Below are 24,815 nucleotides of genomic sequence, written 5' to 3' on the forward strand. Positions count from 1 at the left end.
GCATTTTTATATTCACTAAACTACATTTAAAATTTGTAATTAATACTGAGAATTTACAACAACCTCTTCACCATAAATTCCATTTTTAGCAATTGGACGGTTAGTTGAGTTTGCGGCACGCATTACACGAATACCAACAGCACCAGCAGCACGTGCTGCGGTAATATCACCATCTGAGTCACCATAATACACTTTAATGTTATCTGCTTTTATATATGGCGTTTTAGTATTGGTTGTTTTACTTGAACCTGCAAAAATAACTTTGTGCATATTTTTAATGCCAAAGACATCTTTTAAATATTGGGTTGTAATTTCACATTTAGATGGATCGCGACCAGTAATAAAGTAAATATCATCGCCACGTTTTTGGTGCATCGCGATCAATTCTTTACCTATTTTCTTAGGAATACTGAACTTATCCCAATCACAATTCATTTTATCCCAGAATTTCTGATTTTTTAAATAGCTAAAACTGTTTGGAGAGAAAACTTGTTTACCGCGATAGAAACCAGGAGAACTAAATAATACTGTATCATCAATATCAAAACCAACAGCCATTGGTGGTTTACCCTTAAGCTGCTGAGCAATTTGATCAACAGTAACCCAGTGCACACTCTTAGGTTGACCCATTTGAGTTAACTGAATAGTACTGTAACCTGTTTCTGTTGCTGGTACTTTTGGCTCTGCCATTGCAGAACTAGAAACAAGACTTAAAGCCAATAAAGAGGAAAGCGTAATCGCAGTAAATGTCTTTTTCATTTTAGAATAAATCATCAAAAAAATTGAATTAATAATTTAACTATTCATCACTTCAGATAAAGTGACAATTATCACATTGAACCATTATTTTTTTGGAATATAAGATCTATAAAAAGCAAATGCAAAATAATACACCCAAGTTACATTTATAATTTATATGTTTATAAAACAATAGTCATACGCGTTATTATAATTATTAAGAACTAACATTTTACTGAAACAGATTGAACTAATTTATTCTATTATTACTCTAACCCAATAAATATTTATAGTGATTGATAATAAAATGAAAAAATTGCTTCTACCTATTATGCTAGGTGCATTACTTACCGGCTGTAATGAAACAACGACAGTTAATAACAATGGCGAGTTTACGGCTCAACAAAAAGCACAAATTGAACAAATTGCCAGCCAATATATTATTAACCACCCTGAAGTATTAGTAAAAGCTTCACAGACATTGCAACAACAACAAATGCAAGCGCAACAAAATGACGCTAAACAAGCTGTTATTGCCAATGCTGATCAACTTCTAAAAGATAAAACAACACCATTTATCGGTCCTAAAGATGCAAAAGTCAATGTGATCGAGTTCTTTGATTACCAATGCATGTACTGTTCTAAAATTGCTGATACCGTCAAACAATTAGAAGCTAAAAACCCAGAGGTGAAATTCATCTTTAAAGAAACACCTATTTTCGCATCGCGTTGGGAAGCTTCAAAATATGCCGCTGATATGGGTAATTGGATCTACCAGCAAAAAGGTGGGGCTACTTATGCCAAATACCACAATGCTGTATTTGCAACAGGTAAAGATGAAGGTAAGTTAACCAAACAAGATATCAACACTATCGCCACCAGCGTTGGGGTTGATGTATCTAAATTTAATGCTAACAATACCTTTATGAATAACTTTGAGTTATTTAGCAAGCTCGGCTTTCAAGGTACACCAGCACTGATTGTTATGCCAAGCAACAACATCACCGCAGATAATATCCATATTATTAATGGCTACAACCCTGATGCGTTAGCTAAAGCAATTAAAGACGTAGAAGCAAGCACTAAATAATAGTGGCTTCACATTACGCATAAAACACAACAAGACAGATATATGTCTTGTTGTGTTTTTTTGCTTATTAATACACTTAGTAATACTTAAACATCTGTTGAACTTCTTGATAATTTTTGGTTTGAGTTAACGACAGCATTAATAAAACCCGCGCTTTTTGTGGATTAAGTGTACCCGCTGCAACAAAACCATATTTTGCATCATCGACTTCTGCCGCTAATGTCGTTGATCCTGTTGGCACTCGAGAACTACGCACAACCAAAGTGCCGTTTTTACTTGCCTTTGCTAATTCATCAAAAATAGCGTTATACATATTCCCGTTACCAACTCCAGCACTGACAATACCATCAAATTTTGCGTTAACTAACGCTGTCACCGGCAATGACGACGCATTTGAATAATTATAAACAATCCCCACCTTAGGTAGACTGGTTAATTTAGATACATCAAAATGCGTAGCTGTCGTATGATGACGCTCTGGCGCACGTTGGTAGATAACATCGTTATTGTGAATATAGCCTAGCGGTCCAAAGTTTGGCGATTGGAAAGTATCAACAGCTGTGGTATTGGTTTTGGTGACATCTCGTGCATCTAATACTGTATCGTTCATTGCCAACAATACACCACGCCCTTTTGAATCTTCATCAGCTGCGGTAATAACAGCATTATATAAATTAGCAGGGCCATCGGCACTAACAGCTGTAGATGGACGCATAGACCCAACAAGCACCACTGGTTTATCACTTTTAACGGTAAGGTCAAGGAAATAAGCTGTTTCTTCCATGGTATCAGTACCGTGTGTGACCACAACACCGTCAACATCATCTTGGGCAAGTAATTGATTAATACGCTTAGATAACTTCAGCCATACTTGGTCATTCATATCTTGAGAGCCAATATTAACCACTTGCTCACCGGTTATATCTGCAATATTAGTCATTGCAGGTACTGCTTTAATTAATGAATCAACTCCAACTTGACCAGATGTATAAGCAGATTCTGTTGCTGACTGACCCGCGCCAGCGATTGTTCCACCTGTAGCTAATATTTTGATATTAGGTAAGTCATCAGCCGCAATAGCCAACGAACTTGCACATAAACCTGCAATTAGCATTGCTACACCAATAGGATTTTTATTCATTACTCACACCATAAGTTATATTGTTAAAATTTGTTTATGGTGTAAATAGTATTGTTAATAAGATATATTTTTGCGCTAAATATCACTGTTTATGCACATACCTAGTGACCACAATCACACAAGAGTAACCTCGCCCACAAAACACAACAAAGTACAAACACTTACATAACAAAAGCTTATTTCTATTTTATATATCAGACCACGCATTACTATGGCCAATGAATCGATTATGCAATAGCTGTTATCGGATCAACGCTATAATAGTCATGTAAACATACATCCCCTAATGTCGTTGTAATATATTGTTGAATTATATCAATATCACTCGCTTCCCATAAACACTGAAAATAGCCCTCCTCGATATAAACAAATGTTGAATGCAAAATCATATTCTTGGGTAACGGTTGCTCAAAAAAAGCAATATCATTGACGTTTTGTGCTTGATCTTGACGTTGATGACAACTGGCATAAAACATAAAGGCATACATCTCGTTAGAATAATTACCTTTAAGTGTAGACACAAAATAGGCACTTGATGTTCAGCAAACTTTATTCATCACATCAAATATAACACTCACATGAAACGAATATTAATTGATCAAATCGTTATATATATTATCAACTCATTATAGATCTCATCTTAAACCGCCTTTAAATAACCACGGCCAAACTATGGTTATTTATTAACTATCGATAAGATTAAATATACTGATATACAGATATGTTAGAATTTATTAATAATGATTTTTTATTTTACACTTTCGGCGCGTTATTTAAGCAATGTTATCAATACTGTATAAATTAACCTCACAAGGTTTTTGAGCATCACTTTTTATAAGGGGTTAACAAAGGTTTTACTGTATCCTAGCCATCTTTTATATGCTTGTCGCTATAATGCGACCAGCTGAACAAATGCTCCTTACTTAGACATTTTTATGCATTTCAACCAAAATATACCAGTACGCTCCCCTAAAGGGATTTTCGCCATGTGGAGTGTTTATAGCTTCACTGGTGCCGCTATTCTTGCATCAATCGTGTTCTCACTGTTGTTGTTTTTATCTATTGATGATGACCCACTGATGAAATTCCTCTTTGGCGGCTTGGCTGTCATTTTTGAATTGGGTAAATTCTTTGCGTGGTATGAAGTTGGAGAACGCAAAGCACGTCGAAATTACACTGGCACCTTCACCGCTTTTACGTTTTATGCCGTGTTAGCTGCAATTTCTATTGGTGGCTCTGTCGGTGGCATCAATAGTGCGACCAACAAAGCACACAGTGAAGCAAACGTTCAACAAAGTAAGATCAATGCCTTTAATATGCAAATTCAAGCTATTGAAAAGCAAATTGATCTCAATAATGTTGCGGCTGAGAAATATATCCAAATGGAGCGCATAGCTTCAGGTGTAACTCGCATTCAAAAAGAAAACGAACAACTACGTAAACAACAGCAACAAATTGCTATTGAGCGTGATACAACGCCAGTTGTAGGTCAGGGTTCGGTACTTGGATTAATTGATAGTTTGGCGACAACGTTCAATGTCAGCAATCAAGCCGCTCAGCTTGGTTTGGTTATTTTCTTGTCCGTATTGCTTGATTTCTTCGCTGCTTTTTTTGTTGGTTTGATTGGTGAGGAAAACCGTTTTCGCTACCAATTTAAGCGCCAGCAATTACTGTCAGTGAACGGCTACAATATGCAAGATCAACCTCAGCTATTAACGCATTTTGATCCCTCTGCTGTTGGCATCTCATCGATTACCGATGTTAATGATGAAGATGAAATTATTGTTGAAGAAGCCGAACCTGAGACACCGAAAACAGCTTATGAACAAGCTGTTGAAGCGCTCTCTAAAAACCAAGTTAATTGCAGTAAACGGGCAGTAAGTCAATTGCTGAAACTTACCACTGACGAAGTCGATACGATTTTCCATGAGTTATTAACCCAAGGTATTGTGAGTAAGAAACCGAATAACCATTATCAATGGCATGGTACTGATATTGTAACCAGTTAATTATTCAATTCAATGTGTTGCTTAATATGTAAAAGCCCAAAATATTGATGTTATTTTGGGCTTTTTTCACTGAAAAAGTGTCAACAATGACATGAAAAATACCAATTATTCCAAATAAACATACGTCGTAATCAAAAATACCTATTTCATTATTTATCTAAAGCACAAATATATAATTACAGGTAAAATCGCGGCACTTTTTTCAGACTTAATTTTTATAATGATTACTTTTAATCGTTTCAAACAATTATTTACGCACTCACTGATTGCAACTAGCGCGCTAACATTAGTTGGATGTGCACAGCCACTATCGACCTCAAAAACATCGACTTACAGTAATGTTGATAACTTCACCACTCCGTTTTATCAACATACGCGACCTTATACTCAAGCAAATCCCAATAAAACAGGTTTTTACCCACTTGGTGACGGTCAAGCAGCACTTCTTGCTCGCTTAGCTGTTATTGAAGGCGCACAAAAAACTATCGATGTGCAATATTATATCTACCGTGATGATGCGACCAGTAACCTACTAACATGGTATTTATATCAAGCGGCAGAGCGTGGTGTGCGAGTACGTCTATTACTTGATGATATGCAAAATCGTGATGACCAAGCCTTAGCGAGCCTTTCTGCGCACCCTAACGTCGAAGTACGCTTATTTAACCCTTTTGGTAATCGCAGTTTTAAACCTCTTAGCTTTTTGACTGACTTTGAGCGGCTTAACCGTCGTATGCATAATAAATCCATCATTGCTGATGGTGTATTTGCAATTACCGGTGGACGTAATATTGGTGATGAATATTTTTCAGCTAATAATAACGTTGAATTTGGCGATTTTGACTTATTAATGATGGGGAAAATAATTCCTCAAGTTTCACGTCAGTTTGATGAATACTGGAACAGCAAACCAGCAACCCCGATTGAAGCGCTTGTCAGTTCAGCCCATAAGCCAACACCAAAGCAGCTTACACAATGGAAACAAGCGCAGCTTAAATACATGACAACGGATTACGCGCGCTCATTGAAAAACCATTCGATGGTTAAACAATTAATCAATCAAACTCTGCCGTTATTCTGGACAGATGCAGAGCTGCTATACGATACACCTTACAAAGTAGCTAACAGCAAGGACGATCTATTACTGCATAAGCTATCTGAAATGATTGCAAAAGCAGATCACGACTTCTTTCTTGTCTCTCCTTACTTCGTACCCACCGAAGAAGGCGCAAAAGAGTTAGCACAAGCAGCTAAAAGCGGTAAAAACATTACTATCGTCACTAACTCGCTTGCATCTAATGATGTATTTGCAGTGCATGGCTGGTATGCAAAATACCGTAAAATCATGCTCAAAGGTGGGGTTAAGCTATATGAAGTGAAAGTTGATCCAGGGCAGAAAACAAAACATAAATGGCTAAGTCACTCGCGTACTAGCCTACATGCGAAAACGTTTATTCTTGATAAGTCTAAAATTTTTGTTGGTTCATTTAACTTTGATCCTCGTTCAGCATATTTAAATACAGAGCTAGGTGTAATTGTTGATTCACCGGCATTTTCTGGCCAAGTATATAACCAGATCAGTGACTCAATGCTAAAAGAAGCTTACCGTTTATCGCTTGATGAGAACGGCGACATTATATGGAATGACGACGTAACGGGTAAGCAATATACCTCTGAGCCAGACAGTAGCATGTGGTTGAAAATGGGAGCTTGGGCTGCAGGCGTACTACCTATCGAAAACCAGCTTTAATTAACTATAATAACAAATAAAAAAGGCGTTCAATGAACGCCTTTTTATTTACCTAATCAAAAACGCGTTCTATTAACCACGTCCGCGTGTAGTTGGTTTTTTCGATGCATTCTTTTCGATATATTCGATGATCATACCAGCAATATCTTTACCGGTTGCCTTCTCAATACCTTCTAAACCAGGTGATGAGTTAACTTCCATCACTAGTGGACCACGATCAGAACGCAGTAAATCAACACCCGCGACACCAAGACCCATGATCTTCGCTGCAGCTACGGCTGTTTTACGCTCTTCTGGCGTGATCTTAACCAAAGCAGCACTGCCACCACGGTGAAGATTAGAACGGAATTCACCTTCGGCACCTTGACGTTTCATTGCCGCGATCACTTTATCACCAATCACGAAACAACGAATATCTGCACCGCCTGCTTCTTTTATGTATTCCTGCACCATGATATTAGCTTTTAAGCCCATGAATGCTTCGATAACACTTTCAGCCGCTTTACGCGTTTCAGCAAGCACAACACCAATACCTTGTGTGCCTTCTAGCAGTTTAATAACAACTGGCGCACCGCCTACCATATCAAGGAGATCTTTAACATCATCAGGCTTGCTTGCAAAACCCGTTACAGGCATACCAATACATTTGCGTGATAATAGCTGCATTGAACGTAATTTATCGCGAGAACGACTGATCGCAACCGATTCATTCACTGTATAAACGCCCATCATTTCAAACTGACGTAATACCGCTGTGCCGTAAAATGTTACTGATGCGCCAATACGAGGGATAACTGCATCAAAATCCACTAAATCTTCACCTTTAAAGTGAATTGATGGCTTTTGCGAGTTAATGTTCATATAGCAACGAAGTGCATCAATCACCTTGATTTCATGGCCACGTTGCTCTGCCGCTTCAATAAGGCGAGACGTTGAATACAATGACTGATTACGAGATAAGATACCGATTTTCATTACTATTATTTTTCCTTGGTTTGAATTAGGTAAGAAGCTTCTGGATCTACAATGATACGACCATGCATAGCGGTTCGTCCAAGCAACATACGAAATGCCATGTTATCACGACTCGTTAACGATATTTCTATTGGCCATTGTTGGCCATTAAAATCAATAGTTGAAACAATAAAGTAGCGTAATTGTTCATCACCGCCTGAGTTTCTTACAACACGTTTGTCAGCAACTTTAGCCATACAAACCTGTTCAATATCGGTATTATTGTGGATAGGGTGTAGCCAAAATTTCACCCATAATTCATCATTTTGGGTAAATTCTTCAATTTTGAATGTGTGAAGACAAGAACTACGAGCACCTGTGTCAATCTTCACATGAATATCATCAACACCAAGATCAGGTAAAGCGGCAACTTCGCGCCAACCAACAATAAATTTATTATTTTTATTCACAATTGTTTCTTTATTTATCATTACAATAACCCAAACATCCTTAATAGCTAACCTAAACAGCTTACAGAAATAAACCACATATAACTGACATCAATAATTGCAGGTTATACATAGCTGTCTGTACTCGATTTAAACGGTTATCTATAAATAAGGAAGTCATTAACAAAACTGAGCACTGAATTGACCTGAATCAGTGCTAATAACGATGATAATACCATCATTAGATGGCTATTTTTTAGTGCCATCTTGCTATATATTACCACAAATTAGCCATATAAGATTTTTTATTCATGTCATTAAGCAATAAGTTTTCACGTGATAATTCTGCTTTTACCCGTTTTTATTCCTAACAGGGTCACAACAACATAATCATTAGCCTAATAGTAGCTGCACTTAAAATGAAATGACTATATCAGTGACCATTTTTATAGTTTATATTTATAAAAACCAATGAATTACATACCTAATTTAAATCTATTTCATTGCACCTTGCGCCCATACTGCACTTTCACTATTAATACATAAGACGCAATAGACATGTCACAACTAAAACAACAATTATTATTACTTGGCATTGCCAATTTATCTGTTGATACATCTACCCAACAGCAATTAGAGCAATTTATTGCAACATCATCAGCCCATTTCGATCGTGTTCGATTACAACGACCAGATAGCTCGTTATTAGATTTATTACTTGGTTTTATGACTTTACACCACCAGCAAGCACATCAACAGTGGTTACATCAACGAACTACCGCTATAAAAATGCAAGCTGTTTTTGATAACACACTAGGTGATCATGCCAACAGTTTCACCAACCAAGATCAACACTATCTCATTGCCCTTACTCATTTATGGTTAATGGTGCAAGGTGCTTGTAACATCGATTACAGTTACAGCAATGAACAAGCAGAAACCCTAAGTCGTATTATCATTAATGATGAACACGACCAATTATCGTCTCAGTTTAGCACTGATGTTGAGTCACTAAGATGCCAATTTATGCAATCATACTACTTAGGAAAAAATCATAATAAGCCCAACTTTAGGACGCGTATCAAGCAACTGTTCAGAAAAGTATAGCCGCGTTATATCTTATAACTTTAAAATGACATAACCGTTGCCTTTTACCCCGCGTCTGACTTGTTCTAACGCCATAAATTACCGACAATACAGCTATCGTTATTTTTAATGCAATAAGATCTATTCAATGGCGGTCTTATGAGTAATGTTATAAATGCTGCTCGCTTTTATACGTAAATAGTACCCGTTATAAATAGTACCTTGGCCAACCATAAAGAATCATATATTGAACAACGTTAAATACTGTCATTTTGTACGTTGTTTTCATGGAGCTCTAGATTGAAAACGTTATACCAGTATCTTTATTTAACCTTTACCTTACTCGTTACCGGGTTTGGACTTACCTTTTCATCAATTGCCGCAGCCACACCTCAATATACGACGGGATGGGTTAAAAATCCTCAGCATCCACCTGTTGAAGTTAGGCTGATGCTTACTGGTCAACAAGATTTGGCGAAACAGACTGTTCAGGGGCTACTTGAAGTAAAACTTGATACTGATTGGAAAACCTATTGGCGGTCACCAGGTGAAGGAGGTGTTGCACCTTCTATTGATTGGAATATGTCATCTAACATTGCTAAAGTGGATTGGCAGTGGCCGTTACCTAAACGTTATGAATTTTTAGGTGTTGAAACGTTAGGTTACAAGCACGATGTCATCTTCCCTCTTTCGATTCATGTTAAAGATATGAATAAGCCAGTATTCCTTGCTGGTAAATTAACCATGTCATCATGTACCAGCATTTGTGTACTCACTGATTACGAGCTTTCATTCGATTTTATTCCAAGTAAGCTAATGCCATCGACAGAAGCGATGTTTTTGTATAACAAAGGTGAAAGTCAGGTACCAAAACCGTCTCCAAATGTAACCTTAGACACCGTCTCTTATAATAAAGCTGAAAAGAAAGTAACGGTTGTTGCAACCAACACCATGGGATGGCAACAACCCGACGTGATCATTGATGGTAATACCCAAGCCGCTAAAGACACCTCATTTCTAAAACCAACCACAACCATAAAAGGCAATACGCTTTACGCAACACTGCCTGTTACTAGTTGGTTTGGCACCCCCAAATTAATAGGACAACCGCTGCATGTCACCATCGGCGATCATGATACTGCGGTTGAAATGACAGCAAAGGCGACAGATACGCCAGTTAACATTCCAAGTACCAGTGGCAACCTCGTAAAAATTATTGGATTAGCCTTATTAGGTGGCTTAATTCTTAATATTATGCCATGTGTATTACCGGTATTAGGAATGAAACTAAGCAGTGTTATCTCAGCTCAAGGGCTAGCACGTCGTCAGATTCGTACCCAATTTTTAGCCTCTGCCGCTGGGATCATTGTTTCATTTTGGCTATTAGCAACCTTTCTTACAGCAATGAAAGTCTCAGGCCAAGCACTTGGGTGGGGGATTCAATTCCAAAGCCCATGGTTTATCGCTGCAATGGTGGCAATTACGGTACTATTTGGTGCCAATATGCTGGGCTTGTTTGAAATTCGTCTTTCCAGCAATACCAATACCTGGTTAGCAACCAAAGGAGATAACTCTCACTTAGGCCATTTCATTCAAGGTATGTTTGCAACTTTACTCGCAACGCCTTGTAGTGCACCGTTCTTAGGCACTGCTGTTGCGTTTGCACTTGGCGCAGATTTAGTGACCTTATTTGCTATTTTCACGGCGCTTGCGATTGGCATGGCTGCACCTTGGTTATTAATTGCCGTTTTCCCACAACTCGCGACATTAATGCCGAAACCAGGACTATGGATGGATCGTGTTAAGACACTGTTTGGCTTAATGATGCTTGCAACCTCAGTATGGTTACTAAGCTTAATGACCAGTTTCTTTGATGCAACCATCGTGTGGGGATTAGGTGCACTTATCTTAGTCACTATTTTATGGTTATTAGGCCGTAAAAAAGGTCGTAAAACTGTCATTATTACCTTAACTGTAATGTTACTTGGTGCTGGGGCAAGTTTATTTACAGGCAGTCTTACCGCTGATAAATGGGCGACCCCTCTGCCAGCAGATCATCATTGGATTCCATTAGATACCGCGAAAATCGCCACAGAAGTAGCACAAGGTAAAACGGTATTTGTCGATGTTACAGCTCAATGGTGTATTACTTGTAAAGCTAACAAAATGGGCGTTATTTTACAGCAACCTGTTTATTCTGCTTTGGATAATAAAAATATTGTCTTAATGCGTGGTGATTGGACCAAACCGTCTGATTATGTGACTGGCTTTTTACAGTCTCATGGCCGTTTTGGAGTGCCATTTAATATTGTTTACGGCCCTAATGCACCAAAAGGTATTGAGTTACCAGTGATTTTATCTAGCGATAGCGTACTTAACGCACTCAAAAAAGCAGGAAAATAATGTCAGTTAACACCAATAAAACACCTCGCCATAAGTGGCGAGGATGGCTCAAAAGCATTGTTATTTTTATAATCATGTTTATGGTTGCCTCGACAGCATTAGAAGCATGGCGCAACCGTCATTTAAATCAAATGCAAATATCAGCGACTCAACCAGCCTTTACTACTCTTGATGGCCAAAAAATCAATATCTTTAAAGACAGTTATGATCAAACCGTTCTTGTGTATGTATGGGCAACATGGTGTGGCAGTTGTAAAGTTGTATCACCGATGATTAATTGGCTAAATAACCAATCATGGCTAAATACTAAAATAGTAACCATCGCAATGCGGTCAGGGGATGATCGTCGCTTACATGCTTATTTAAATATGAAAGGCTATGACTTCCCTGTTGTCAATGATAATAGCAATCGGCTAACTCAAGAGTGGAAACTCTCACGAGCACCGACTATTTTAATTATCAAAGATGGTAAAATTCAAAATACTACCGCAGGATTAGTCACCCCACCCGGATTATTGGCCCGTTTAGCATGGGTTGATATGAAATAATAAAAAAACCCAGCTATTTAGCTGGGTTTGTTTTTAATATTTATCTAATCGACGTATTTGCCAAAAATGCCGCTTCCAATAAGGATTATCTAATCGTGAAATAATAACCCCTTTTGATTGAGATGCATGTAGAAACTCTGAATTGCCTAAGTAAATCCCTACGTGGCGTGAATTACGCCCAGTTCGAAAAAAAACTAAATCTCCTTCCTTGGCGGTATGACGTTTAACTTGCTTGCCTTTTTTGACCAACTCTAATGTCGTTCTAGGAAGCATTTTCTGATAAACACTTGAGTATCCAACCTGCACAAAAGCCGAACAATCAATCCCTTTTTTTGATGAACCACCGTAACGATATGGAGTGCCTTTCCAATTATGATAAACACCATCAAACATACCATTATTTACGGGTAGTGGCTGTGCTGCTGTCTGTTTCGGAATCGGCGTTAACGGCTTTTTAGTTACCGTATCATTTACGGAAGAGGATGAGCACCCAACTACTGATAATAGAACTAATATCTGCAATATTGTTTTTTTTATAAAAAATCCGTTCTTCACGATTTACCCTGCAATCCTTCGATAGAAATAAATATACTCGATACAATCAACTAAATATTATCAATACACATAATATACTAACCTAGATTACAGCCAATAACTGTGGTGTTGATTCAAGTGTTGACGTTCTTATTATCAAATACATTTGATAACACACGAATAATCATACCATTAAAGAATAAAAAAACACTTTTATATAAACAATTGGATACATTACAACGAAAAAAAAACAAAAAAAAGCTTACGCCCAAGCGTAAGCCAAATTAACACAATAGAAGAGACAAACATGATGAAATGTCATCTACTCTTACTGTAAATCTTTCCGTACTAAATACGAGATATTTAACATTTGTATTATCAATCTTAGAGCTAATTCACATAGAGGTGTAATTATCTTTATTATCAACAACATAAACCCTATGATAATAATAACATGAATATTGATTATTATTCACAGGGGCAATTTTATATTAAATAAAGCAATTATAGGTAAAGTTTAGCCACTTCTGAAGGCTCTAATTCTACGCCTTCAAGTGATTCATTCCAGTTCAAACCGACTAAAACACCATCTTCAACTAGAGTAAGCATCCAATCTTCAAGAAAGATATCTAATGGTAATTCACTTGGTTGGAATTCTGCCCACTCATCAGCACACTGCACTTTAGCATCAGCTTCACTTGACCAAAATGGCATTACTTCAGAGTCTTCAAATTCAGAAGAGGCAACAGACAACCAATCACCCTCTTCGTTACGAAGACTCCAAACAACACGCGTTGCTTGTGTTTCTGTTACGAATAAAGCTTTATTTGCTTGGATATCTGCAGTTAATTTAGTCATTATCTTCTCTCAATTAAAATGCCATAACATGAATTTATCGGTTAAATATATCAACCTTTACTCTACTTAGATATTTTATCAAAAAAAACACCTTAACAGCATTATTATTTAGTAATCGCAGAATGTATACCCCCAATAAAATGAAAAGTTTCACTATTATTTTTCTTCACAGCGCATATTGACTTATAAAAATACAATGACAAAATAGCCGCGAATGTTATCTCTTCACACCAGGATGGTATCCAAGGCTTTGAGTGCCACTTTTGATCATTCATCAAAACTGCTTCTCGATATTGCAATGATATTGAGACCGATAACCACTTTCTATCATTAGGTGTTAACATGCAATCACATCGAGCAGGTAACATGCTTGCTGCATTCTCATTCGTTCTATGGGGAATATTACCGCTTTATTACCAATATTTACCTCAAGCAAATACTAATGAATTGCTTGCATTACGGCTTATATTTTCTGTGCCTGTCATGTTAATTGTGATGGTGTTACTTCGCCAACCTATTCCTGTAATTAAAGATATTCTAGCGGATAAAAAATCATTAGCCATGTGCGGTTTTGCCGGTGTGATCATGAGTGTGTCATGGTATGCCTTCACATGGGCAATCACTCATGACCAAGTATTAGCAGCTAGTTTAGGCTACTTTATTAATCCTTTGTTTGCCATTGCTCTCGCGATGTTTTTCTTAAAAGAGAAACTCACTAAAGCACAAATGCTTGCCGTTATTTTAGCTATTCTAGGTATTGGTTATCAAGTATGGCAATACGGCCAATTACCTTGGTTATCTTTAATTATGGGCAGTTTTTTTGCTGTCTATGGCTTAACCAAAAAATACATCAAATATGATGCACTGACTTCGGTCATGATTGAGGCTGCACTCCTGACACCATTTGCACTTATCTATATGATATGGCTATATTTTAATGGTGATAGTGTTGCACTGTCTTCAGGCACAAATACCTTTTTATTATATGCAGGCGCAGCTCCAGTTACTGTAGCACCATTAATCTTTTTTGCCTTAGCATTAAATCGCACTAGCCTGACTATGGTCGGATTAATGCAATATATTGAACCAAGTTTACAATTTTTATTAGCTGTATTCTTATTTGGTGAGGTTTTTGATCATACTAAAGCCATTAGTTTTAGCCTGATTTGGTTAGGTTTGATCTTTTGTACGCTAGAAGCATTACCATCACTTTCACGACATAAAAAAACAACAATCGCCACTCATTAAACATCCATCAGTTTTAATCCCTAACGTAAACATCGTGTTTCTAACGATGTTTACGTTTATGCTATTACAAAACTTACAATATCGATGATCATAATGACCACCTCTATCCCTGATTCAGACATCAAACAATTACAATCAGCTCTCACTGAATTTGCCCAACAACGAGATTGGGAACAATTTCACTCACCAAAAAATTTAGTGATGGCGCTTAGTGGTGAAGTAGGAGAATTAACAGAAATTTTCCAGTGGTTAACACCAGCACAAAGCCAGCAGTTATCAGCAGAGAAAAAACAACATGTGAGTGAAGAAATTGCTGATGTGATGATGTATTTATTACGCTTAGCGGATAAATGTGACATTGACGTAATGCAGGCATGCCAACAAAAGATGCAGCAAAACGCCACGAAATATCCGATTGATAAATGCTACGGCTCTGCTAAAAAATATAACGAATTAGACTAACGAAACACACTTGAAATACGAGCAATAAAAAAGCTGACTCATGGTCAGCTTTTTATAAATCATTTATTTCTCACCGACGCCGCGGTTTTCTTTCTTTGCAAGTGCAATCTTACCAAAGCCTAACTTGCGGAAATAGCTATCACGATATTCACGTCCAGCTTTACTACACGTTGATACAGCTTCGACTTGTTGTTCCATTTTTAAAAAGGCCGTTAAGTCGATACCTTCAGCAGCCGCTACCGCTTCATGAATGTTACGGTGTATATCAAAAGAGAAAATTAAACGCTTCTCTTCTTCTTTATAGGTATAAACAATAGTACGTGACATAACGTCCCCAATAGAGCATAAAAGGAGAGCGAATTTACCGTATAAGCGCTCAATATGGAAGTAGAACCGTATTGTGAATAACGATTTACTTTCGTGGATGTTAATTATCAACCACTTCACCCTTCTGCGACGTTAACAAACCACGTTGAAACAATACATCTTCTGCCATTGGCTTATAAAAATAAAAACCTTGAATATAACGCACACCTAGTGAAGCAATAAAATCTAACTCAGGCTGTTGTTCAACACCTTCTACCACAATATCGGCATCGATGATTTTACCTAATTGAACCGCAATCTTAAATAATTCTCTTCCGCGTTGCGTATCTAGATTCAAAACTAAAGAGCGATCAATCTTCACCTTATTAAACTCAAAACGAGATAAATAAGCCAATGATGAGTAACCAGTACCAAAATCATCTAAAGCGACAGAAATACCCAAATATTGTAATTCAGTAATGATCTCAGTAATCTTTTTCTCATCACGAATCAATAACTCTTCGGTAAACTCAAGTTCTATATGATGAAAAGATAATGTGCTCTCAATAATACGTTTTTTTACTATATTAACGAAATTCTTTGACAAAACAGTACTTGGTGAAATGTTAATCGATATCACAAAGTCAGGATTAACCACAATAAAACGTTCAGCTGATTTTATGGCTTTATCTAATACCCAAAAATCAAGTTCTGGCATCAAGCCTAATTGATTAAAGTCATCAATGAATGTTGGTGGTAATATTTCATCTTTATTATTTTTAAAACGTAGTAAAACCTCACAACCAACAATACGACTATTTTCAATATTTACTTGCGGCTGAAAATACAAAATAAACTCACCACTATTTTGAAGTTTTTCAATCTTCCTCTGAGAAATAAGATTATTATGCAGTGATGGTATAAAGCTGGTTAAACGTGTTTTTGATTCAATTTCATCGCTGGTAAATAACCGATTTGATAATATATCAGAAACACCGATACCTAAACTTCGTTTATCCATTAGCTTAAAAAATGGCATATATATAACAATACCAGTGAGAACTATTAATATTTGTAATATCACACCAGATATAGCTCCTCCTGTTACCATATAGCCACTAATAAAGGGCGGCATTAACCAACTATGAATTTCACTTAACGGTGGAACGACCCCGAAATAAATAGCACCATAAGCAATAACAAAACTTACCGCAGGAACGACTAAAAATGGAATAATCATAATCGGGTTAAAAATAACAGGAATACCATATAAAATAGGCTCATTAACATTGAAAACACACAGTATAAATGCTGATTTTGCTAATATTTTATAGCCTTTACTTTTAGCAAATAACAACATGCAAATAACTAAGCTTAACATATTGCCACTGCCGCCAATACCGGTAAAAAAATCATAAAAATTAGTACTTAGTATATTTAAATCAACACCATAGTTATGCCATTCAGTTATATTTGTTCTAGTAATATTATAGAGTTCAACTTTATAAGTATGGAGAATATTATGACCATTAATCCCTATTGACCATAATAAACCCCGCAATACTTCATAAATGAGACCATCGAAAAATGAAGTAGGATCTAAACGAGGAATTAATGACCAAGAGAAGAATGACGATACTTGTTCAAACACTTTACGAAACAAGAAACTTATCGATAACGCAGCCAATATAGTAACGATAGAGCCAGCTAACATACTCATCGAAATATCAATAAATGACTGATTCGATTTCAGTCTAAATATTCTGATATTTTTTAGTCTAGCAATAACCTCACAAGAAACATACGCTGACAGCAGTGATACTAAAAAACTATTCGGCAATGGAATTAATGGCGATATTAAATTCCATTGATAAGAAATGATAAAAAATACCGTTAATGACGTTGCTATCGCCGCACTCTTTGGAATTCGTTTAACGGCAGATAAATAAGTCGCTAAATAAAAATTAATCAGCAGAGGAATGATAACCCTTGTTGCTTGACCAACCTCTTGCGCTATTTTTCCAAAGTCATTAAATTTAAAATACTCACAAGTAATTGCAATCAGTTCGCAGAATGTTGAAATCAAGACTAATGGCAATGCCATTAAAAAAACATTGGAAACTGCGACAAGATATTTATTTGCAGATAAGTGAGACATTGCTTTAAACATTGGCATAATATCTTCGGCTTCTATACTGAATACTTACACTAAATCAATACTGTACCCAATAGTATTAATTGACACTAAATATTAACACTTTTCAATAATACGCCAAGAATTTTGGTCTAAAAATCGATCCCAAGTAGAAAAAAATGCAGATATTGAACAAATGTTATTTCAATTTGTATAAAAAAACCAACGACATAATATCACTTATCAACATTTACCGATTTTTCCCAAAGTTATGCACAGAAACAGTGGATAAGTTTAAAATCGACACGTAAACGTACAAAATAGAAACATACCAACAACAAATAACTCAAGTACCGTCATTTTATTGGTTATTTAACAACCAACATTTAGTTGTCGATATTAAAATAATGAATAACCTGGTTTTCACTGCCTTTCCATACCAAAGAAGGATTTCGTTGCGCTTGTTCATATTTTCCATCAACCATCACATCTATAAGATTAGCAATTTGCTGCTGCTCTAGAGTCAGTTCTGACAATAAATACCCGGTCCATAGCCAAATATCTTTACCTACACACTCACGACGTACGCGCTGCACCAATTTCAAAACAGCCGCAACATTTTGAGGATGCAATGGGTCACCACCAGACAGTGATAAACCACGACGTTTAATACGTGTATCGTTAAGATCATTAATCACTTGATCTTCCATCTGTTGAGTAAACGGATGTCCAGCATCTAAACGCCATGTGCTTTGGTTATAACAACCTTTACATTGATGAACACAACCCGAGACAAACAATGTTGCTCGTGTACCAGGGCCATTAACAATATCGACAGGGTAATAATTGTGGTAATTCATTGTTATCTCTATTAATTAAAACGTATGCCAGCAATTAAACCAACCTACATTTAAAAACAAAAGAAGTGCCCTAAAGCACTTCTTCTATGTTTAACTCAATCAAGTAAGCGATAGTTATTACATATGCTTAACGCGACGTTTAACTTCTTCTTGTTTACCGAAGTTAAATGGACGAGCATCAGGGCTACCTAAGTAACCACATACGCGACGGGTTACAGACACTTTTGATGGCTCATGATTACCACATTTAGGGCATGTAAAGCCTTTACTAGTACAGTCAAACTCACCAGTAAAACCACACTCATAACATTCATCAATCGGTGTATTAGTTCCGTAATAAGGTACGCGGGTATAACTGTAATCCCATACGTTTTCTAATGCTTCAAGGTTATGCTGAATATTTGGGTATTCGCCATAACAAATAAAACCACCATTCGCGATATTCGGGTATGCCATTTCAAAGTCAATCTTATCGTATGGATTCACTTTTTTCTCAACATCCAAATGGAAGCTATTGGTATAAAAACCGCGATCTGTCACGCCATCAACGACACCAAACTCTTTAGTGTCAATCGCACAAAAACGACTACATAAATTTTCACTTGGCGTACTGTAAAGACTAAAGCCATAGCCTGACTCTTCTTTCCATGCATCCGTTGCATCACGCAAGCGCTGAACAATAGCCTCTGCTTTTTGACGTAATGTCTCACTATCATAAACATGGGTATCATTACCATAAAGTGCATTCACTGTTTCGTGAATACCGATATAGCCGAGTGAAATTGAGGCACGACCATTTTTAAAGATTTCTGATACATCATCATCTTCTTTTAAACGTACGCCACAAGCACCTTCCATATAAAGGATAGGAGCAACACGAGCTTTCACACCTTCTAGGCGTGTAATACGAGTATCAAGCGCACGACGAGATAGTGCTAAACGTTCATCTAAAATTTCAAAGAAACGTGCTTCATCGCCTTTTGCTTCTAACGCAATGCGTGGCAAGTTAATGCTGACAACACCTAAGTTATTACGACCTTCATGGATCAGTTCACCATTTTCTTCGTAAGGGCCAAGGAAACTACGACAGCCCATTGGGGTTTTAAATGAACCTGTTACTTCAACTAATTTGTCATAGTTTAAAATATCAGGGTACATACGCTTAGATGCACACTCTAACGCCAATTGTTTAATATCATAGTTTGCATCATTAGGTTTATGGTTAAGACCATCTTTAATAGCAAAAACCAGCTTAGGGAATACCGCTGTTTTATGGTTTTTACCTAAACCTGCAATACGATTTTTAAGAATAGATTGTTGAATTAAACGCGATTCCCACGATGTGCCTAAACCAAAGCCAAAAGTTACAAAAGGTGTTTGACCATTCGCGGTGTGAAGCGTATTTACTTCATATTCTAGTGATTGAAATGCATCGTAACACTCTTTATGAGTACGAGCTTGTGCAAAAGCAATAGGATCAGCAATGTTCCATTCAGTTGCAATTTCTAAATGCTTAGCATAACTAACGCTAACATAAGGTGCTAACACTTCATCAATACGGTTGATGGTAGTGCCACCATAAATATGACTCGCAACTTGAGCAATAATTTGAGCTGTTACTGCTGTTGCTGTAGAAATTGATTTAGGAGTATCAATTTCTGCATTACCCATCTTAAAGCCATGCGTTAACATGCCGTCAAGGTCAATAAGCATACAATTAAACATTGGGAAAAACGGAGAGTAATCTAAATCATGATAGTGAATTTCACCGCTTTCGTGTGCTTTTACAATATCACGTGGTAGTAAATGCTGTGTTGCATAATGCTTAGCAACAATACCAGCAAGGAGATCACGTTGGGTTGGGATCACTTTACTGTCTTTATTTGCATTTTCATTTAATAACGAAGCATTACTTTGCTCAATTAAACCACGGATCTCATTATTTAGACGGCTTTTCTTCTCACGTGAAATATCACGATCATGACGATATTCAATATACGCACGCGCTACAGCCTTGTGTGGGCCAGCCATAAGTTGTGTTTCAACGGCCTCTTGAATGGCATGAATATCTACGTTATCAGCGCCAAAAAACTGCTCTAATACCGCTTCAGCTACCGATGTAGCATAAGCCTCATCCATTGTATGACACTCTGAATCGCTGATGGAATTAGCTGCTCCAAGAACAGCCTCTTTAATGCGTAAAACATCAAAGGATACACGGCAACCATCACGCTTTATTACTACAGGATTCACACAAGGCTCCTAACTTCACAGAAAATGACACTGTCACTTAAACACAAAATATAGTGTTCTATTTATAAGCGGCAACAAGATGTGGGGTATTAGGCGCGATCTAGCGTAAAGAAACCTTGATCGAGATCAATTTAATTAACGAGCAGTTTGTCTTGTGAACGATGATTATGATCCGCCACAAAATTTTGCATGCAAGGTGATTTCTAAAGAACATTGTCAATAAATTTATTATCACATTAAGAAAATATTTAAAAAAAATTGCTTGCCTTTCTCATAAGAATTGACACTATTTCCTTCCAAGTAATCATGGATCTCAATCATGAATTTTTCATCACTCGATACACGCATTGACAACACAATATATAGCAATCTTCGCCTTGGCTTTATTTGGGCTTCTAAAATATCGTTAATTACGATAATGCTGGTAACCATTGTTATTTGGATCGACTTTACTCACACAGCAAATACTAATTTAGTGCTAACTACGATAAATTTTGGTATTCAAGCATTACTCTTTAGCCTTGGTTGGCTATTTTTTGCTCGTAAAAAAACACTTCAGCATTACAAAATAATGTCATCGATCTATGCTTTTTTATTTGGCATTACTTGGGGAGCGGCAATTATTAACCTAAATAACTTAGGCCACGCTTATGTTATTGTTGAAATCGTAGGTAATCTATTATTTCTGGTCGTATTGCTCGGTTTTTATACATATCGAGTGGCTGTTTATCTTGCAACTTTGCCTATTTTAATTTTTACCACTTGGTACAGTATTCAAGATCCCCGCTTTGATCTCCTTTTTGCGTTCGCGAAACTCATTATTACTATTATTATCATCGAATCAGGGCGACGATTACTATTTGAGTGGTTTACTACCCGTATTCAGCAAGAACATCATAATAAGCGCTTACTCAAACAGCTCACACAGCTCTCTTTTACTGATCAATTGACTCAAATTAATAATCGTCGTTTTTTTGATTTAGCGATTAATAAACAAATTATCAATGCAAAACACAGTCAGCACCCACTATCAATCATTTTAATTGATATTGACTATTTTAAGCTTTTTAATGACAAGCTTGGGCATGTTCAAGGCGATAGCTGCTTAAAATCTGTTGCTAATATCATTAGCAAAAGTTTATTAACAGCAACGGATACCGTATCCCGTTATGGTGGTGAGGAGTTTGTAGTATTACTGCCAAATACGGATAACAAAGGCGCATGTAATGTTGCACAACGTATTCAACAGAATTTATCTCGCTTAGCGATCATTCATCCGTGCTCAACAATTAGACCGTATGTAACGGTCAGTCAGGGTATTGCAACATTGGAAGCAAATCAGCATCCAACACAATTAATAAATACCGCAGATAATTACCTTTATAAAGCCAAGGAGTTAGGACGAAATCAATTTTATAGCGCACAAAAATGAAAACAGTAATGACATGGTTACACTAAAACCTAACCACTATTATAGAAATACGATCACTTATTATAAATAATTCAGAATACAACCTAGATAAGGCACAGTGAATAGCAAACTCGTATTCCGTATAATGATAATAACAATGCATATTTTAGCTTTATTACTACTATTGCTACCAATCAGCACCAGCTACGCACAACCTTTCACTCTTATGAGCTGGAATATGCAGTGGCTATCATTAAACTCAACCTCCCCTATTGTGCGCTCAGAAGCTGATTATCAAGCGTTACAGCAAATATTTACCTCTCATTCTCCCGACATTCTTGCCTTTCAAGAAGTTGATAGCATTGCAGCCCTATACCGCGTCATTAATCGACAACACTATAATGTTTATTTTTCTAGTCGTATGAATAACCATCAAGATAGCTTTAAAAAAAATAATCAATACACAGGATTTGCTGTAAAAAAGGGGATTATTGTCGACAACCTTGATGATTTATCACAACTAAGTTCACCGGCAATTGCGACAGGCGGAAAAGCATATTTTAACAATAAGTTACGTTATGGTAGTGTTATTAAAATAACCATAGATAATCAACCAATTACATTGCTAAATCTACACCTTAAATCGGGCTGTTTTTCGAAAAAACAATTCGCTCAACAGCAACGTAGATCATGTAAAACTCTTGCTCAACAACTTGCGCTTATAAAGCAATGGATTAATATTCAGCAAGAAGTATCACCAACGTTAATTATTGTTGGTGACTTTAACCACCGTATTACATCAAACAATAAATTCATCAATCAAATCACTGACAATCCAATCCGTCTCAATCATATATCAGCGTCAATTAAAGCCAATTGTACAGTAAGATTAACCACCAAAATTAGTCAATATCGCACATATACCAGCTTGATTGATCATTTATTCACAACCACAAATGTTAAAGCACTAAGTCAACGTCAAATTCAATATAACAAGCAGCAGCTATCGCAATTTACACTCAGTGATCACTGCCCATTATTTTTCAGGTTAACTACTGATTATAAAAGAAAAAAATGACTATTCCGTTGCATAACCACCATTACAATAACGCACATCAGGAATAATATTATGTTTGTTAAGCAGACGATACATGGTTGCACGCGACACACCAAGATCTTTAGCCGCAGAGGCTACCTGACCTTTATGAGCTTCAAGCATCGTGACTAATACATCTTTTTCTGCTTCATCTTTAATAGTACGTAAACTTTGTTTAAGATTGGTTTTTTTAGGTAAATCAAAATGTTCTATGGTGACCTCATTAGCATCATTTAATAATGATACTCGCTTAACCTGATTAATGAGTTCACGAACATTACCCGGCCAGTTATAGCGCAATAATAACTGTTTTGCCTCTTCGCTATAATGCATCGCAAGTGTGTTATATTCTTTAGAAAATTGTTGTAAATAATATTCGGCTAATAAAATAATATCAGCACCACGTTCTCTTAACGTTGGCACAACCACATGGAAAACATTTAATCGATAATAAAGCTCTTTATTAAAGGTGTTATTTTTAACTGCTTGCTCTAAATCAATACTTGATGATGTAATGACACGCACATCAAATACACCTTGATCATTTAATTTTTCATTTTCGGGTAACTGTAAATAATTAAGTAACTTTAATTGTAATGGCTTGGATAACTCTTCAATACCATTTAATAATACCGTTCCGTTGGTAATAGTATTATTTGAATTATCATTATTAAGTGGGTTTAAAAAATGAATACGTTGATCATCATCAGTTAACGAAGAGCAGTTAATTATGGTTATATCATCATTTCGCCGTTTACTTAGATTATGGATCGTTTTCGCAATCAGTTCTTTTCCAACGCCTTGCTCACCTGTTAGTAAAACATTCACATCAGTCATTGCGACTCTTTTTACCATATCTCTTAGATGCTTAATCGATTTTGATTCGCCATATAGCCCAATTTCACATTGTTGACTCACATCATTTAACGATGTTGATTCAATTTCTAACATCCCTAATTGATGGCCAGCAGTATCTAATAATTGACTTGATGGTATCGGCGTAGAAAAGAAATCAACACAAAAATTATTAATAAACTGGCAAATAGAATCAATTTTTAGTTGTTCTTTTTTTATTATCGCTATCCATTTAACCTGCTTAGTTTTATTCGCTCGTTGAGATATACTATTTAAACTAAAATCGTTATTACTTAAATCAACAATACAAACACATGGGCTATATTCTTCTAATATTGCATCAGCGGTTCGTAAATCATAACAACAATGTGTTTTCCACCCCGCTTGTTCTAACAATGCAATCCAAGGTTCATAGGTACACCCCATTGCAACCAAACGTCCACCTGTCTTTTTTTTATCATTTATAGCCACCATTAGAGCCACCCTTTTAGAACATATCCATTATTGATTTATATTAAAAAATATAGGTAACAACGATGTATTTTGCAGTGTATCACCGATAAGAATAGTCCTAAAAATATACCATCATTATTTAAGCAATATTTATTTTATTTATATAATTGTTATATT

22 protein-coding genes are annotated in these 24,815 nt (G+C 36.5%); 10 read left to right on the forward strand and 12 right to left on the reverse strand.

All coding sequences use genetic code 11. The features are described 5' to 3' along the window. Positions 1-39 precede the first annotated feature (39 nt). Positions 40-759, reverse strand: coding sequence for an acid phosphatase AphA (gene aphA / locus PAND9192_RS08610; protein ID WP_087853422.1), 720 nt, complete (start codon positions 757-759; stop codon positions 40-42). 286 nt (positions 760-1,045) lie between these two features. Here aphA and PAND9192_RS08615 point away from each other — a divergent pair, with 286 nt between their 5' ends. After that, on the forward strand, positions 1,046-1,828 hold the full coding sequence (locus PAND9192_RS08615; RefSeq protein WP_087853423.1) for a DsbA family protein: 783 nt from the start codon (positions 1,046-1,048) through the stop codon (positions 1,826-1,828). 76 nt (positions 1,829-1,904) lie between these two features. On the opposite strand, the gene ansB is transcribed toward PAND9192_RS08615, so the two are convergent. Next, the gene (gene ansB / locus PAND9192_RS08620) at positions 1,905-2,969 is read right to left on the reverse strand and encodes an L-asparaginase 2 (RefSeq protein WP_087853424.1); all 1,065 of its coding nucleotides are present in this window, start codon (positions 2,967-2,969) and stop codon (positions 1,905-1,907) included. Between the two features lie 227 nt (positions 2,970-3,196). Beyond that, positions 3,197-3,490, reverse strand: coding sequence for a hypothetical protein (locus PAND9192_RS08625; protein ID WP_144018089.1), 294 nt, complete (start codon positions 3,488-3,490; stop codon positions 3,197-3,199). Positions 3,491-3,955: 465 nt separating this feature from the next. Here PAND9192_RS08625 and PAND9192_RS08630 point away from each other — a divergent pair, with 465 nt between their 5' ends. Together PAND9192_RS08630 and PAND9192_RS08635 are read left to right on the forward strand one after the other, a co-directional pair. Further along, positions 3,956-4,978 carry a Preprotein translocase subunit SecY gene (locus tag PAND9192_RS08630; RefSeq protein WP_200817797.1) on the forward strand — a complete coding sequence of 341 codons (1,023 nt, stop codon included), beginning with the start codon at positions 3,956-3,958 and terminating at the stop codon, positions 4,976-4,978. Positions 4,979-5,198: 220 nt separating this feature from the next. After that, positions 5,199-6,728: a phospholipase D family protein gene (locus PAND9192_RS08635; protein ID WP_087853427.1), complete on the forward strand. Its 1,530-nt coding sequence runs from the start codon at positions 5,199-5,201 to the stop codon at positions 6,726-6,728. A gap of 72 nt (positions 6,729-6,800) precedes the next feature. Here the strand turns inward: PAND9192_RS08635 and rimK are convergent, their stop codons facing one another. After that, positions 6,801-7,703, reverse strand: a complete 903-nt coding sequence (gene rimK, locus PAND9192_RS08640) for a 30S ribosomal protein S6--L-glutamate ligase (RefSeq protein ID WP_060998411.1) — start codon at positions 7,701-7,703, stop codon at positions 6,801-6,803. 5 nt (positions 7,704-7,708) lie between these two features. Beyond that, on the reverse strand, positions 7,709-8,173 hold the full coding sequence (locus tag PAND9192_RS08645; RefSeq protein WP_060998410.1) for an ATP-dependent zinc protease family protein: 465 nt from the start codon (positions 8,171-8,173) through the stop codon (positions 7,709-7,711). Positions 8,174-8,689: 516 nt separating this feature from the next. Between PAND9192_RS08645 and PAND9192_RS08650 the strand changes: the two genes are divergently transcribed. The 3 genes from PAND9192_RS08650 (at position 8,690) to PAND9192_RS08660 (ending at position 12,168) form a co-directional block, all read left to right on the forward strand. Next, complete coding sequence (locus tag PAND9192_RS08650; protein WP_087853428.1) at positions 8,690-9,238, forward strand: hypothetical protein; 549 nt, start codon at positions 8,690-8,692, stop codon at positions 9,236-9,238. Between the two features lie 279 nt (positions 9,239-9,517). Beyond that, positions 9,518-11,620: a protein-disulfide reductase DsbD family protein gene (locus tag PAND9192_RS08655; protein ID WP_234999032.1), complete on the forward strand. Its 2,103-nt coding sequence runs from the start codon at positions 9,518-9,520 to the stop codon at positions 11,618-11,620. Next, the gene (locus PAND9192_RS08660; protein WP_087853429.1) at positions 11,620-12,168 is read left to right on the forward strand and encodes a thioredoxin-like domain-containing protein; all 549 of its coding nucleotides are present in this window, start codon (positions 11,620-11,622) and stop codon (positions 12,166-12,168) included. Before PAND9192_RS08655 ends, PAND9192_RS08660 begins: the two co-directional genes overlap by 1 nt. Before the next feature lie 33 nt (positions 12,169-12,201). Here PAND9192_RS08660 and PAND9192_RS08665 read toward each other — a convergent pair whose 3' ends face one another. Further along, positions 12,202-12,723 (reverse strand): NlpC/P60 family protein, encoded by a 522-nt coding sequence (locus PAND9192_RS08665; RefSeq protein ID WP_370738383.1) that lies wholly within the window; start codon positions 12,721-12,723, stop codon positions 12,202-12,204. Between the two features lie 483 nt (positions 12,724-13,206). Further along, a complete protein-coding gene (locus PAND9192_RS08670) occupies positions 13,207-13,560 on the reverse strand; it encodes a DUF2750 domain-containing protein (RefSeq protein WP_087853430.1) in 354 nt (117 codons plus the stop codon). Between the two features lie 342 nt (positions 13,561-13,902). On the opposite strand from PAND9192_RS08670, the gene rarD reads away from it, so the two are divergent. Together rarD and PAND9192_RS08685 are read left to right on the forward strand one after the other, a co-directional pair. Then, complete coding sequence (rarD, locus tag PAND9192_RS08680; protein WP_087853432.1) at positions 13,903-14,808, forward strand: EamA family transporter RarD; 906 nt, start codon at positions 13,903-13,905, stop codon at positions 14,806-14,808. A 93-nt stretch (positions 14,809-14,901) separates the two neighbouring features. Beyond that, positions 14,902-15,270, forward strand: coding sequence for a nucleotide pyrophosphohydrolase (locus tag PAND9192_RS08685; protein WP_087853433.1), 369 nt, complete (start codon positions 14,902-14,904; stop codon positions 15,268-15,270). 63 nt (positions 15,271-15,333) lie between these two features. Here the strand turns inward: PAND9192_RS08685 and PAND9192_RS08690 are convergent, their stop codons facing one another. The 4 genes from PAND9192_RS08690 to nrdD form a co-directional block, all read right to left on the reverse strand. Next, positions 15,334-15,597 (reverse strand): DUF2960 family protein, encoded by a 264-nt coding sequence (locus PAND9192_RS08690; protein ID WP_060998403.1) that lies wholly within the window; start codon positions 15,595-15,597, stop codon positions 15,334-15,336. Positions 15,598-15,697: 100 nt separating this feature from the next. Continuing rightward, positions 15,698-17,752, reverse strand: coding sequence for an EAL domain-containing protein (locus tag PAND9192_RS08695; protein WP_087853434.1), 2,055 nt, complete (start codon positions 17,750-17,752; stop codon positions 15,698-15,700). 344 nt (positions 17,753-18,096) lie between these two features. Further along, on the reverse strand, positions 18,097-18,570 hold the full coding sequence (nrdG, locus tag PAND9192_RS08700; RefSeq protein ID WP_087853435.1) for an anaerobic ribonucleoside-triphosphate reductase-activating protein: 474 nt from the start codon (positions 18,568-18,570) through the stop codon (positions 18,097-18,099). A gap of 117 nt (positions 18,571-18,687) precedes the next feature. After that, on the reverse strand, positions 18,688-20,823 hold the full coding sequence (gene nrdD / locus PAND9192_RS08705) for an anaerobic ribonucleoside-triphosphate reductase (protein ID WP_087853436.1): 2,136 nt from the start codon (positions 20,821-20,823) through the stop codon (positions 18,688-18,690). 319 nt (positions 20,824-21,142) lie between these two features. Here nrdD and PAND9192_RS08710 point away from each other — a divergent pair, with 319 nt between their 5' ends. Then, on the forward strand, positions 21,143-22,255 hold the full coding sequence (locus tag PAND9192_RS08710) for a GGDEF domain-containing protein (RefSeq protein ID WP_087853437.1): 1,113 nt from the start codon (positions 21,143-21,145) through the stop codon (positions 22,253-22,255). 136 nt (positions 22,256-22,391) lie between these two features. Further along, positions 22,392-23,312, forward strand: a complete 921-nt coding sequence (locus PAND9192_RS08715; RefSeq protein WP_159458225.1) for an endonuclease/exonuclease/phosphatase family protein — start codon at positions 22,392-22,394, stop codon at positions 23,310-23,312. On the opposite strand, the gene PAND9192_RS08720 is transcribed toward PAND9192_RS08715, so the two are convergent. Continuing rightward, positions 23,313-24,659 carry a sigma-54-dependent transcriptional regulator gene (locus PAND9192_RS08720; protein WP_087853439.1) on the reverse strand — a complete coding sequence of 449 codons (1,347 nt, stop codon included), beginning with the start codon at positions 24,657-24,659 and terminating at the stop codon, positions 23,313-23,315. Between the last annotated feature and the right edge of the window lie 156 nt (positions 24,660-24,815).

Source organism: Photobacterium andalusiense, assembly GCF_900185625.1.
Taxonomy (GTDB): Bacteria; Pseudomonadota; Gammaproteobacteria; order Enterobacterales; family Vibrionaceae; genus Photobacterium; species Photobacterium aquimaris.

Excerpts from the sequence above, each read along its gene's own strand:
- aphA (WP_087853422.1), bottom strand. The coding sequence starts at position 759 with ATGAAAAAGACATTTACTGCGATTACGCTTTCCTCTTTATTGGCTTTA.
- PAND9192_RS08615 (WP_087853423.1), top strand. The coding sequence starts at position 1,046 with ATGAAAAAATTGCTTCTACCTATTATGCTAGGTGCATTACTTACCGGC.
- ansB (WP_087853424.1), bottom strand. The coding sequence starts at position 2,969 with ATGAATAAAAATCCTATTGGTGTAGCAATGCTAATTGCAGGTTTATGT.
- PAND9192_RS08630 (WP_200817797.1), top strand. The coding sequence starts at position 3,956 with ATGTGGAGTGTTTATAGCTTCACTGGTGCCGCTATTCTTGCATCAATC.
- PAND9192_RS08635 (WP_087853427.1), top strand. The coding sequence starts at position 5,199 with ATGATTACTTTTAATCGTTTCAAACAATTATTTACGCACTCACTGATT.
- rimK (WP_060998411.1), bottom strand. The coding sequence starts at position 7,703 with ATGAAAATCGGTATCTTATCTCGTAATCAGTCATTGTATTCAACGTCT.
- PAND9192_RS08645 (WP_060998410.1), bottom strand. The coding sequence starts at position 8,173 with ATGATAAATAAAGAAACAATTGTGAATAAAAATAATAAATTTATTGTT.
- PAND9192_RS08650 (WP_087853428.1), top strand. The coding sequence starts at position 8,690 with ATGTCACAACTAAAACAACAATTATTATTACTTGGCATTGCCAATTTA.
- PAND9192_RS08660 (WP_087853429.1), top strand. The coding sequence starts at position 11,620 with ATGTCAGTTAACACCAATAAAACACCTCGCCATAAGTGGCGAGGATGG.
- PAND9192_RS08670 (WP_087853430.1), bottom strand. The coding sequence starts at position 13,560 with ATGACTAAATTAACTGCAGATATCCAAGCAAATAAAGCTTTATTCGTA.
- rarD (WP_087853432.1), top strand. The coding sequence starts at position 13,903 with ATGCAATCACATCGAGCAGGTAACATGCTTGCTGCATTCTCATTCGTT.
- PAND9192_RS08685 (WP_087853433.1), top strand. The coding sequence starts at position 14,902 with ATGACCACCTCTATCCCTGATTCAGACATCAAACAATTACAATCAGCT.
- PAND9192_RS08690 (WP_060998403.1), bottom strand. The coding sequence starts at position 15,597 with ATGTCACGTACTATTGTTTATACCTATAAAGAAGAAGAGAAGCGTTTA.
- PAND9192_RS08695 (WP_087853434.1), bottom strand. The coding sequence starts at position 17,752 with ATGCCAATGTTTAAAGCAATGTCTCACTTATCTGCAAATAAATATCTT.
- nrdG (WP_087853435.1), bottom strand. The coding sequence starts at position 18,570 with ATGAATTACCACAATTATTACCCTGTCGATATTGTTAATGGCCCTGGT.
- PAND9192_RS08710 (WP_087853437.1), top strand. The coding sequence starts at position 21,143 with ATGAATTTTTCATCACTCGATACACGCATTGACAACACAATATATAGC.
- PAND9192_RS08715 (WP_159458225.1), top strand. The coding sequence starts at position 22,392 with ATGCATATTTTAGCTTTATTACTACTATTGCTACCAATCAGCACCAGC.
- PAND9192_RS08720 (WP_087853439.1), bottom strand. The coding sequence starts at position 24,659 with ATGGTGGCTATAAATGATAAAAAAAAGACAGGTGGACGTTTGGTTGCA.